General features: G+C 67.3%; 10 protein-coding genes. All 10 read right to left on the reverse strand.

Annotation, left to right across the window (positions count from 1 at the left end; genetic code table 11):
• Positions 1-235: 235 nt before the first annotated feature.
• The 10 genes from truB to frr all read right to left on the reverse strand — a co-directional run bounded on the left by truB (position 236) and on the right by frr (position 12271).
• Positions 236-1099: a tRNA pseudouridine(55) synthase TruB gene (gene truB, locus ACOQPH_RS10070; RefSeq protein WP_420621268.1), complete on the reverse strand. Its 864-nt coding sequence runs from the start codon at positions 1097-1099 to the stop codon at positions 236-238.
• 5 nt (positions 1100-1104) lie between these two features.
• Positions 1105-1503 carry a ribosome-binding factor A gene (locus ACOQPH_RS10075; protein WP_420621269.1) on the reverse strand — a complete coding sequence of 133 codons (399 nt, stop codon included), beginning with the start codon at positions 1501-1503 and terminating at the stop codon, positions 1105-1107.
• 48 nt (positions 1504-1551) lie between these two features.
• A complete protein-coding gene (gene infB / locus ACOQPH_RS10080; RefSeq protein ID WP_420624339.1) occupies positions 1552-3723 on the reverse strand; it encodes a translation initiation factor IF-2 in 2172 nt (723 codons plus the stop codon).
• Positions 3724-4482: 759 nt separating this feature from the next.
• On the reverse strand, positions 4483-5733 hold the full coding sequence (gene nusA, locus ACOQPH_RS10085) for a transcription termination factor NusA (protein WP_420621270.1): 1251 nt from the start codon (positions 5731-5733) through the stop codon (positions 4483-4485).
• Positions 5730-6419 carry a ribosome maturation factor RimP gene (gene rimP / locus ACOQPH_RS10090; protein WP_420621271.1) on the reverse strand — a complete coding sequence of 230 codons (690 nt, stop codon included), beginning with the start codon at positions 6417-6419 and terminating at the stop codon, positions 5730-5732. Before rimP ends, nusA begins: the two co-directional genes overlap by 4 nt.
• A 198-nt stretch (positions 6420-6617) precedes the next feature.
• On the reverse strand, positions 6618-7835 hold the full coding sequence (ispG, locus tag ACOQPH_RS10095) for a flavodoxin-dependent (E)-4-hydroxy-3-methylbut-2-enyl-diphosphate synthase (protein ID WP_420621272.1): 1218 nt from the start codon (positions 7833-7835) through the stop codon (positions 6618-6620).
• Positions 7836-7859: 24 nt separating this feature from the next.
• Positions 7860-9101 carry a M50 family metallopeptidase gene (locus ACOQPH_RS10100; RefSeq protein WP_420621273.1) on the reverse strand — a complete coding sequence of 414 codons (1242 nt, stop codon included), beginning with the start codon at positions 9099-9101 and terminating at the stop codon, positions 7860-7862.
• Complete coding sequence (dxr, locus tag ACOQPH_RS10105; RefSeq protein ID WP_420621274.1) at positions 9098-10252, reverse strand: 1-deoxy-D-xylulose-5-phosphate reductoisomerase; 1155 nt, start codon at positions 10250-10252, stop codon at positions 9098-9100. Before dxr ends, ACOQPH_RS10100 begins: the two co-directional genes overlap by 4 nt.
• A 4-nt stretch (positions 10253-10256) precedes the next feature.
• Positions 10257-11684 carry a phosphatidate cytidylyltransferase gene (locus ACOQPH_RS10110; protein WP_420621275.1) on the reverse strand — a complete coding sequence of 476 codons (1428 nt, stop codon included), beginning with the start codon at positions 11682-11684 and terminating at the stop codon, positions 10257-10259.
• 20 nt (positions 11685-11704) lie between these two features.
• Positions 11705-12271, reverse strand: a complete 567-nt coding sequence (frr, locus tag ACOQPH_RS10115; protein ID WP_420621276.1) for a ribosome recycling factor — start codon at positions 12269-12271, stop codon at positions 11705-11707.

Here is a 12271-nt window from a genome sequence, read left to right on the forward strand (position 1 = left end):
AGAGGCTGAGCCGATGGGCGAAGCCGTGGCCCGAGCGGCCCGTGAGCGCAGCGAACAAGAGCGGGAAGCAATGGGTTCGACCGCGGGCGGTGTGCCTATTGGGGCGCCCTCTCACGCCGGGCCCGTGCGAGTCCGCCCGCCCGGAGATCACTGCGGGATCACTGCGGGATCACTGCGGGATCACTGCGGGATCACTGCGGGATCGCTACGGGATCGCCCAGAGATCACTGCGGGATCACGACGGCAAGACCGTGGCACGCAGTCGCCCGTCGACGCGCTCATGCACGGCCACGAGCGCTCCGGTGGGGTCGACCAGCGCCCACGGACCGGGGCCGTCGTAGCGAGCGTCCACGAGATGGACACCGCTTCTGGCCTGAATTGCCTCTGAATCGGACACGAGAATCTGCGCCAGATCCCGCACCAGCTCGAGGGGGGTTCGCAGTTCGGCCTCGGTCGGAGGACCCGCCTCGGACAGCGTGAACGAGCCGCTGCGCGTGCGCCGCAGCGCTCGAATATGCGCCCCGCCTCCCAGCGCAGTACCCAAGTCGGCACCGAGAGTTCTCACATAGGTGCCGGCGGAACAGTCGACCACGGCCCGGTAGACGAGCGGGTCGTCGGTGCGGTCCACTTTGAAGCGGTACACCTCGACATCGCGTGGAGCGCGTTCTGCGCTCTGCCCCGAGCGGGCGATCTCGTGCAAGCGGCGGCCTCCGACGCGCACTGCAGACACCATCGGCGGCAGCTGCGAGATCGTGCCGATGAAGCCCGCAGCTTCAGCGGCAACATCGGCCGGATCCAGATCCATGCACCAGGTCGTGACCGGCTCGCCGGCAGCATCGAGGGTGCTGGTCTCGACGCCGAACACGATCTCGCACTCGTAGCTCTTGTGGGAGGCGGTAGCGAATCGCAGCAACCGGGTCGCATTGCCGATGCCAATCACAAGAACCCCCGTCGCGGACGGGTCGAGCGTGCCGGCGTGGCCGATGCGTCTCTCGCCGAAGCGGCGCCGCAGCATGCCCACCACGTCATGCGAAGTGGGTCCCGACGGCTTGTCGACGATGACGGCGCCATGGGTGGTCGCTGGACGGCGCCGTGCCATGGCTGTCAGGCTTCCTCGTCCCGTTCAGCGGCGATATCGGAGACCTGCGCCTCATCGGGCTCGCCGGACAAGCCAGCCAGCAGGTCTTCGATCCTCTCGGCGTTGATAGGCCCCTGGTCCCGGCGAAAGCGGAGCGTTGGTGTGCGCCTCAAGCTGGTCTGGTCGCCCAAGGCTCGCTGAAGGCGGTGATGGTGCTCATCGAACGCCGCAGCCGCCTCCTCCTCGGATTCCTGATCGCGCACGTCGTAGTGCACCACTGCGACACTCAGCTCGCGATCAACGTCCACACCGGTGATCACAATGCCGTCGAACACCTCGTCGAGCCGTTCCATCTCCGAGGCCACGACGCTGCGCACCACCTGGGCGACGCGGTCGGTTCGCTCGTACTGGTGCGCAGTCGGCATCGAGTGTCGCCGGCGACGGGGGCGACGAGCCATCGGGTGAGTGCTCCCTCAGGCGACGCGGGCGATCTCGCGTTCGGTATACGTCTCGATCACGTCGCCTTCCTTCAAGTCGGTGAAGTCGCTCAGACCGATACCGCACTCCATGCCCGCGGACACCTCGGCGACGTCGTCTTGGAAGTGCCGCAACGACTTGACCGATCCCTTCCAGATGATCGTGCCGTCGCGCAGGAACCTGACCTTGGCGCCGCTGCGCACGTTCCCGTGCTCGACGACGCAGCCAGCCACGGGACCGACGCCAGAGATGCGGAAGACCTGGCGCACCTGCGCCTCGCCCACCACAATTTCCTCGAACTCGGGCTCGAGCAGGCCGACCATGGCGTTTTGCACGTCTTCGATAAGGTCGTAAATGATCTCGTACAGCCGGATTTCGACGTCCTCGGTCTCGGCTGTCTGGCGCGCGTTGCGGTCCGGGCGCACGTTGAAGCCGATGATCGTGGCCTCGGAGGCCGCGGCGAGCTGCACATCGTTCTCGTTGATCCCGCCGACGCCACGGCTGACGAAGGAGAGCTTCACGTCACCGCGCTCGAGCTTGCGCAGGCTGTCGGTCACTGCCTCGAGCGAACCGTGCACATCGGCCTTGAGCACGAGGTTGAGCGTGGCTGTCTCGCCAGACTGCACCTGCCTGAAGATGTCCTCCAGCCTCGCTCCGCCGCCGCTCCCGCCAGCAGTGCCGGCCAAGCTGGCCTGGCGCTGCCAATGCTCGCGGGTCTCGGCCACCTTGCCTGCGGTCTTCTCGTCGGGGGCGACGACGAACAGGTCACCTGCACGTGCAACCTCGCCGAGACCGAGCACCTCCACTGGTGTGGACGGACCCGCCTCGCTGAGCGGAGCACCGCGATCGTCGGTCATGGCACGCACGCGGCCCCAGGCCGCGCCGGCAACCATCGGTTCGCCGACACGCAGGGTGCCCCGCTGCACCAGCACCGTTGCGACCGGACCCCGGCCGCGGTCGAGATGGGCCTCCAGCACGATTCCGACAGCCCGGCCCGATGATTCGGCAGTGAGTTCCTCGAGTTCTGCGACAAGCAGGATCTGGTCGAGCAGTTCGTCTATGCCCTCGCCGGACATGGCCGACATGGGAACAGTGATCACTTCGCCGCCGTAGGACTCGGGCACGAGGCCCCGTTCCGCCAGCTGGGCGCGCACCCGGTCGGCGTCGGCGCCGGGACGGTCCATCTTGTTGATGGCGACGATGATCGGCACATCGGCCGCATGTGCGTGGTCGATGGCTTCGGCAGTCTGCGGCATGACACCGTCATCAGCCGCCACGACCAGCACGACAACGTCGGTGGCCTGCGCTCCCCGGGCACGCATCGCCGTGAACGCCTCGTGGCCCGGCGTGTCGATGAACGTGATTCGGTAATCGCCGCGAGAGGTCTGATAGGCGCCGATGTGCTGGGTAATGCCACCCGCCTCGCCTTCGACAACGTTCGAGGAACGAATGCGGTCGAGCAGCAGTGTCTTGCCGTGGTCGACGTGGCCCATGACGGTGACCACCGGCGGGCGAATCTGCCCTTCGGCGTCAGAAAGGTCGACCTCGAGGGCACGCAGCAGCTCCTCTTCCTGCTCCGCGCCCGGCTCGGTGATGCGCACTTCGGCGTCGAGTTCGACAGCAAACAGCTCGATCATGTCGTCGCTCAGCGACTGCGTAGCAGTCACCATCTCGCCCTGTTGCAGCAGGAACCGGACGATGTCGGCGGCGGAGCGATTCAGACGGGCGGCGACCTCCTGGGCCGTTGAACCCCGCTCGATGACAATCTCGCCTTCGGGGACGGGTGCGTCGATCGGCGTGTAGGCGGTGAGCTGCTGGGGCTGCAGTTCCTCGCGCTGGCGACGACGGCGACGGCGAGGGCGCCCACGACCGCGTGGTGCACCACGCGGCCCTCCCGGGCGTGCACCATGCGGACCCGCTGGGCGTCCGCCAGGCGCTGACGGGGCTCCCGCGTGAGGGCGCCCGCCACCAGGCTGCCCGCCATGGGGACGCTCGCCACCGCCCGCTGGACGGCGGAACCCGCCGGGGGGACCCGAGCGGTAGGGGCCGCCGCTGCGCGGAGTGGTGCGTGGCGGACCGGGCGGCGGGGGAATCGGCTTGCCCGAACCCGAGCGAGGCGCCAATGGCGGGGGCGGAACCGCGCGGCCGTCGGCAGCCTTCGGAGGCACCGGCAATCGAGACGGGGGCGGCGGCAGTTCTGGGTTGGCCGCGTCGGAGGGAACTGGTCTCGATGGCGCCACCGGTTCGTCGGTTCTGGCCGCCGGTCGCTGAAGTGGCGGAAGAACCGGCCGCGCCGATTCTTGGCCGCTTGAAGTGACCAGACGTCGCGGTGGCGGCAAGTCGGGCGGAAGGGTGCCTGGCGGAGGCATTTCCGGCGGGAGCGGTGGTGCGGACTCGGCTGGTGCCGCCGGCCGAGGCCCTGTTGGCGCAGGCGCTTCTGCGGTAGGAATGGGTTCAGGCGTCTGCGGAACGGGCTCCGGGGCGGGCGCATATTGCGGAGGTGGCTTCGGTTTGGCCGGGGCGGGCCGGGCCGGGCGAGCCGGGCGAGCGGCTGGTGTGGATCGGGGCGCCGCTGCGGACTCTGGGCGTTGTGGCGCGCGCTCGGCCGCAGCGGCGGACTTCGCGGGTGCCTTGCGAGCCTTGCGAGCCCCTGGCTGCGACTCTTCACGAATCAGTCCCTCGCGTGCGGCCTTGCGCCGGACGCGGTCAGCCTGAGCGTCCTCCATGCTGGACGAGTGCGTCTTCACACCGATGCCCAGGGACTCGCATACGTCGAGCACCTCGGTGAGCGTGATGCCCAGCTCTTTGGAGAGCTCGTGAACGCGGACTTTCTTCGGCAAGCGGTCGGTCTTTCTTTCGGGAGTTGAAGCGATGCCCAGCAGGGCTCAGGAAATGTAACGGGGACGCGACGAGACCGGCCATGGGCCCTAGGGCGTCGCCGAGTCCGATGGAAGCGTACTGGGGTCGGTGTGGGCCTCTGCAGGGGTCTCATCGACGGTCTCGCCGACCGGCGCGTCATCGGCTGTCTTGCCGACCGGAGCGCCATCGGAGGTCTCGCCGACCTCCTGCTGTTCGTTGACTGCCTCGGACCACTGGCCCGCTGTGATCGCTTCGCCGCCATCGGCGGGAACCCAGGTCTGCTCGCCCGTATCCGGGTTCGTCACCCACTCTCCCTCGGCCCACTCCTCTCCTGAGTAGCCGGCCTCCTCCTCGGCAATCTGCGTCTCGCTCTTGATGTCGATCCGCCAGCCGGTCAACCGGGCCGCCAGACGAGCGTTCTGGCCCTCGCGGCCGATCGCCAGCGACAGCTGGTGGTCGGGCACGATGACCTCCGCCACACCTTGTTCGGAGTGGAAGCGGACCTCCCGGACGCGAGCCGGGGACAGCGCCTTGGCCACAAAATCGTGGAGGTCGTCGGAGAACGGGACAATGTCGATCTTCTCGCCTCGCAGCTCGTTGACGACCTGACGGACGCGGCTGCCGCGGGCCCCGACGCATGCGCCGACCGGATCGATGTTGGAGTCGTTCGACCACACAGCGATCTTCGTGCGATGGCCGGGTTCGCGCGCGCACGCCTTCAGCTCGACAACACCGTCGGAGATTTCGGGGACCTCCAGCTTGAACAGCTCACGAATAAGTCCCGGGTGCGTGCGCGACACGACGATCTGCGGGCCCTTGGCGGTCTTGCGCACCTCCACGATGTATGCCTTGAGGCGGCTGTTCGGCTCTGGCCGCTCGTAGGGCACCTGCTCGGATTGGGGCAGCAATGCCTCGACGCGACCCAGGTCGAGCAGGGTGTAACGAGCATCGTTCTGCTGGATGATGCCGGTGACGATGTCGCCCTCCCGCCCGGCGTACTCGTCGTACTTCATGTCGCGCTCGACCTCGCGGATGCGCTGGTTCAGGACCTGCCGGACGGTTTGGGCCACGATGCGCCCGAGATCGTGCGGTGTGTCGTCCCACTCCCGCAAGACAGTTCCCAATTCGTCGACTTCCTGCGCGTAAACCGTGATGTTGAACGACTCGTCGATGATGACGTACGCCTGCTCAGCGGCACCCTCGCGGCGCTTGTAGGCCGATTCGAGGCCGTTCGCGACTGCCTCGAGCAACACCTCGGTGCTCATGCCCTTCTCGGCGGCGAGTGCTTGGAGCGCCTCCATGATCTCGGGGCTGTTCATCGTCCCTGCCTTCCTGGCTTACTGCGAGGGTCTGACTTGCTGTGAGGGGTGCTGCGGGATCCAGGCTTGCGCCGCGGGCGCGGACCCCATTCGAATGTTGTGCGGGCCTTGGCGATGTCGTCGAATGGCACCGTCAAGATCTGGCCAATCTCATCCGGTCCGGCTTGGGCGTGGCCCTGCTCACCACTGGAAATCTCCTCGACACGTACCGAGACGCCGGAGGGGTCGGATTCCAGAATCTCGCCGACGATACGCCGCCGCGGCGATTCGCTGGTTCGGATCACCACCTGCTCGCCGACAGCACCTGCAAAATGTTCTGGGCGGTGCAAGCTGCGCTCGAGCCCAGGGCTGGACACTTCGAGCACGTACCGGCCCTCGATCACGTCGGCGGCATCCAGAGCCGCGGACAGCCTGCGGCTCAGTCGGCCGAGTGCCTCAACACCGATGGCGCCCCCGGCCATGGCAGAAGCCAGCACGACCAGAGTCCCGCCTCGCCATTGCACGTCGTAGAGGGCACAGCCGACCTCGGTCGCCACGGGGCCAGCGAGGTCCGCTATTTCGGAGGGGTGAGCACTTGCGGGGGCGCGCGAGGCCGCAACGGTGTGAGTCATCGCAACCTCCCTGTCCGCGTAGCCCCAGCCGCCCTCGGGGCTGTGCCTGCGGAACCGGCGCTTGCACCGGATCATGCAAGGACGCTTGCGCAGAGCCCACGACCAGCCGAAACTGTCCTGCGGATCCCACGCTACCAGTGCAACCTCGGGGTTCCCGACCGCGGAGCCGGGTTTGCTGCGCGGCTAGCGGCCCTAGGGCCCGAGCGGCCCGTGAGCGAAGCGAACAAGAGCGGGAGACAACAATCTCGTCAGTGGCAGCCGCATGCTGCGCGGCTAGCGGCTCCGAATGAGGGCAACGCGCTCGGCGGCGTGGTTGACATCGTCACCCTGCTCGCTCGCCTGCGCAGCTCGATCAGCTTCAGCTGCTGCTGCGGCGCCAGCCTCGGCTCTCCCAAGTGCGGCCTCGACGCCGTCGGCCGCCACGATCTTGGCCCACTTCACCAAAGCCGCGACCATCTCGTCCTCGGGCACTACGGCCACGACTTGGCCCTTGACGAACAGGTGACCGCGCGAGCGGCCTGCTGCTATGCCCAGATCGGCGCTGCGGGCCTCGCCGGGCCCGTTCACCACGCAACCCATGACGGCCACCTGCACGGGCAGGTCCAGGCCTTCAAAGGTTGCTTGTGCCTCCTGGGCCACCGAGATCACGTCCACCTCCGCCCTGCCGCACGAAGGGCAGGCAACAAGATCGGTACCGGAACGCTCCCGCAGTCCGAGTGCCCCGAGCAGCTGCTGGCCGGCAGTGGCCTCTTGGACGGGGTCGGCTGTCAGGCTGTAGCGAATGGTGTCGCCGATGCCCTCGTTCAGCAGGGTCGCGATGCCAGCGGTGGCCTTCACCAGGCCGGCCGGCGGGGGCCCAGCCTCGGTGACGCCGAGATGCAAGGGAAAGTCAACTGCGTCGGCGAGCATCCGGTAGGACTCCACCATCAGCGTCACGTCGCTGGCCTTCACCGAGATCTTGACGTCGTCGAATCCCACCTCTTCGAAGTACCCGAGCTCTCGCTTGGCCGATTCCACCAGCGCGGCGGGAGTCAAGCCATAGCGCGCCTCGATGTCGGGATCGAGGGACCCGCCGTTGACGCCGATGCGGATCGGGACGCCGCGGTCCCGGGCCTCAGACGCCACGGCGCGTATCTGGTCAGGCTTGCGGATATTGCCTGGATTCAGCCGCAGGCAGGCCACTCCGGCGTCGAGCGCTGCCAGCGCGAGCCGGTACTGGAAGTGGATGTCGGCCACCAAGGGCACGGGCGAGCGGGGAACGATGTGCGCAAGCGCCTCCACAGCCGCAACGTTGTTCGCGGTGCAGCGGACGATGTCGGCCCCAGCCCCGGCCAGCGCATAGATCTGGGCGAGCGTGCCGTCGACGTCCGATGTCTTCGTCGTCGTCATCGACTGCACAGAAATGGGTGCCCCACCCCCGACGGCGACCGAGCCGACGTTCACTTGGCGTGTGTGGCGTCGGACGTAGCGCCCAGATGACTCAAGCGTCATGGCCACCTCTCACAGATCTACCGGTCACAGGTCCACCGGGTTGGCGATATCGAGGTACAGCAGCCCCACTGCCAGCAGTGCAAGTGCGGCGACCACGACGGTGGCGAGCGGCGCAAGTTTGCTCGGATCGATCAAGTATCGGCCGCGACCCCCGCGTTCTCGCCAGCGCTCATAGGTAGCGACAGCCACATGACCTCCGTCGAACGGCGGCAGCGGCAACATATTGAACACACCGAGGAAGACGTTCACCAGCGCGAACATCAGCGCGCGCTCGGACCAGCCCCAAGATGTGTCCGACGCCAGGTCCACGATGCCGTAGACCCCCAATGGGCGCATGCCCAGGTTGCTGTTCGCCGAAGGATCACCGGGCGGCGACACGATGCGGTCGACAACGTCGCCGAAATTCGCGAACAAGCCCCAAATGCCTCGTACAGAGTCGACTATTGAGCGCCCAAGGTCGACCAATGCCTGGACCACCGCAGTCGGCAGACCGACGGTCTCGTAGACGATGACCCACTCGGGCTGAACACCCAAGAGCCCTGACCCAGTACCGGGGTCTGTTGCCAGCTCTGCCTCTACGGTGCGCAGGACGCCATCTCGCTCGATCTCCAGCGACACCCGCTCGCCGGGTCGGGACTGCACCTGGGACACGAAGACGTCCCATTCCTCGGTGGCTGCACCGTTCAACTGCACGATGCGATCGCCGGCCTCGATGCCCGCCCCATCCGCCGGGAATGTGACTCCGTCTCGCTGCTTGACCACTTCGGCGACCTGCCAGTTGTTCCCATCGCGAGTCGGCGCGCCGAGCGCTGCATGCACCACTCCGAACGCGACGAGCGCGAGGCACAGATGCATGAGCGAGCCGGCGCACACGACCAGCAACCGGCGCGGATAGGTCTGGGTGCGGTAGGCCCGGCTCTCGTCGCCCGGTTCCACGGGTTCGGAGCGCGACATGCCGATGATGCGCACGTATGCCCCGAGCGGCAGCGCGCGCAGTCCGAACGACGTCTCTCCGCGTCGGAAGCTCCACAGACGGGGGCCGAAGCCCAGAAAGAAGTCGGTGACCTTCATCCCGACGGCACGAGCGGCCGCGAAATGGCCGAACTCGTGCATGAACAGCACACCGGCAAGCACCGCTGCGGCACCTACGGCGAACGGGTAGCTCCAAGCCAGCACCACCAGCGCCACGAGCCCCACGATCCAGCGAGCAGTGCGCGCCGCCGAGCCTGGCGCCGGGGGTTCCGGCTCGTCTGTGTGGCCCTTCATGATCGGATTCCCAACACTGCGTCGGCGGCTCGGCAGCGGCCAGCTCGATCAGCTGCGATCACGGCGTCCACACTGTCAGCCGCGGCGCCGTCATGGTGCTGCATCGCGCTGTCGATGACGGTGGCGATCTCGTGCCACCGCAGCCGGCTATCCAGGAATGCGGCCACGGCCTCTTCGTTGGCCGCATTGAGCCACGCCGGGGCGGTGCCTCCGGTGCGGCCCGCCTCGTAGGCAAGGTTCAAGCAGCCGAAAGTGTCGGTATCGGGCAGCTCAAAGGTGAGGCTCCCCAATGCGGACCAGTCAATTGCCCCAAATGGCGTCCCGATGCGCTCGGGATAGGCCAGGGCGTAGCCAATCGGGAGACGCATGTCGGGCAGCGAGAGTTGCGCGACGGTGCTGCCATCAGCGAAGGTCACCATCGAGTGGATCACCGACTGGGGTTGGATGACCACATCGATCTGGTCGTAGTCCACCCCGAACAGTTCGTGCGCCTCAATGACCTCGAGGCCCTTGTTCATGAGGGTCGACGAATCGACCGTGATCTTGGGTCCCATCGACCAGGTGGGGTGCGCCAAAGCGTCTGCGACTGTCACCGCACGCAGCGCCGCAGCGCCGCGACCCCTGAAGGGCCCGCCGCTGCCGGTGAGAATCAGCCGCTCCGGCGCAGACGCTTGGCCGGCGAGGCACTGGTGCAGGGCGCTGTGCTCGCTGTCGACCGGAATGAGCTCGGCGCCCGGCACGGCTCGCAACGGCTGTACCAGCGGACCCGCTGCGATGAGGCTCTCTTTGTTGGCGAGCGCGAGGCGTCGCCCGGCCCGCAGGGCTGCCAGCGTGACGCCCAAGCCCGCGAAACCCACGACGCCGTTCACGACGACGTCGGCTCGGCCTGCGAGATCGGCGAATGCGTCGGGGCCCGCCAGCACCTCGACGCCCGCAGGCAGCGCAGCCCGCAGCTCCCGAACCAATCCCGGATCGCCGATGCCGACGGCAGCCGGTTTGAACTCGGCAGCCTGCGCCGCGAGCTCGCTCACCGAGCTGTTCGCGCCAAGCGCGATGGCCCGAAACCGATCTGGCTCGGCGCGCATCACCTCTAGCGTCTGGGTGCCGATCGAACCTGTCGATCCGAGCACCGCGACCGTCGTCGCGCCCATGGGCCTATCCCAACACGTATGTGCCGACGAAGTACGCCGCTGGCAATGCAAACAGCAGCGCATCGAAGCGGTCGAACACGCCGCCGTGACCGGGCAGCAGATTGCCCATGTCCTTCACGGCCACATCGCGCTTGACCAGCGACTGCGCCAGATCCCCGAGCGGCGCTGCGAGCGCGACGGCGAGGCTCAGCCACAACGCATCAAGCAGGCTTCCGGTCCACGGGAACACCCCGGGGAAGCGGTTCAGCACGAGAGTGGTGACCACCACCGACAGCACGATTCCCCCGATGAGCCCTTCGTGTGTCTTGTTGGGGCTGATTCGTGGTGAAAGCCGGCTCTGGCCGGTCGTGCGGCCGATGACAAAGCCGCCGACGTCGTACACGGCGGTCCCGATCACGGCGCCGATCAGCATCGAGTCGCCGTTGGGTTCGCGCAAGATCAGCGCAGCGAATGAGCCCAATCCGCCCACCCACAACAGACCGAGCGCGGTAATGGCCAAGTTCGCAGTGGGATGATCCCGCTCGATGCCGAGCAAGAACCAGCAGAAGATCGTCACTGCGGACACGGCCAGCACGATCGGGTAGGCCTCCACACCACGCAGGTGCACCCCGACGGTCAGGCCGGCGACGCCCGCGAGTCCTGCCAGCGTCGCCGGGCGGTATCCAAGCGGCCGGGCGGCCCGGTAGAACTCCGCTGCAGCCAAGACCAAGACAATCACGACGAGCGCGACGGTGGCTGCCTCGCCGAGCCGAAGCGCGCCGAAGAACAGCGCAGCCAGCGCCAACCCGACGACGATGGCGGCGGGCAGGTTGCGACCGCTGCGGCCTGCATCAGAGGGGCCGTTGTGCAAGACGGTTCGGGTTTCGTCGCTCACGACTCCACGCTCCTCGTAGTCCTGGCTCCCCTCGCGCCAGTGCGAGGCCGACGCATCGAGCCGGGCCCATTGAGCGAAGCGATCAGGTTCAGATGTCGCCGCGCCAGCCTCCGACGGTACTTCGGCTGCGGCTGGCGCTGTTGCGACCGGCGCCGATGCGGCAGCGGCCTCAGTCCCGGTGTCTTCCGGCATCTCGGCCGGAGTCGGCTCGATGTCGGCCTGCGGGATCTGCGGCGTTGTCTCATCGTCGGGGGAATCGAACAACGGTTCATAACCGGCAGCATCGGGTTCGTCGGTTGGCGTTTGCGTCTCGCCGGCGATACGCGGGTCGTCGGGCAGCTGCGGAAACAGTCGCGAGCCCCCGCGACGCGCTGACTCTGCAGCCGCTGCGTCTGGCGCCGGCGGATCCACAGGCTCAGCCGGAGCTGGGGGCGCGGGAGGGTCAGTCGACTCGAAGTTCAGCAGCGGCCGGGTCGAGCCCAGCGGATCATCAGTAGCCGCTGGATCGCTCGGATCCCCACCAGGGTGCGCCGGCGGATGCTCGCTGCTCTCGGACATCTACTTCCACACCTGTTCGCTCACACCTCGAGGAGTTCTTGCTCCTTGGCGTCCAACGCCCGATCAATGTCTCCGACGAACTTGGCGGTGTCAGCGTCGAGCTCCTGTTCGAAGCTGCGCTTCTGGTCGTTGGAGATCTCCTTCTCCTTTTCGAGCGTATCGAGATCGTGGCGAGCGCTGCGACGCAGGTTGCGCACCGCGACGCGCCCGTCTTCGGCCATCTGTTTCACCACTCGTACCAGATCTTTGCGCCGATCCTCTGTCAGCGGAGGGAAGAGGAGGCGCAGGACATGGCCATCACTCGATGGGTTGATGCCCAGGTCAGACTCCATGACCGCTTTGGAGATGGCGTCGAGCGCAACGCGGTCAAAGGGCTGGATGACCAGCATGCGAGCCTCGGGTACCGAGAATCCCGCCAACTGTTGCAGCGGAACGGCCGCGCCGTAGTAGTCGACCTGAAGCTTCTCGACCAGCGCCGGCGTTGCTCGGCCAGTCCGGACCGTGCCGAAGTTGCCGCGGGCGTGTTCGACGGCGCTGCGCATGCGCTGGCGAGCGTCTCCGCAAATCTCGGCGGCGAATTCGCTCAC

This window comes from Candidatus Poriferisodalis sp., from assembly GCF_965221945.1.
Taxonomy (GTDB): Bacteria; Actinomycetota; Acidimicrobiia; order Acidimicrobiales; family Poriferisodalaceae; genus Poriferisodalis.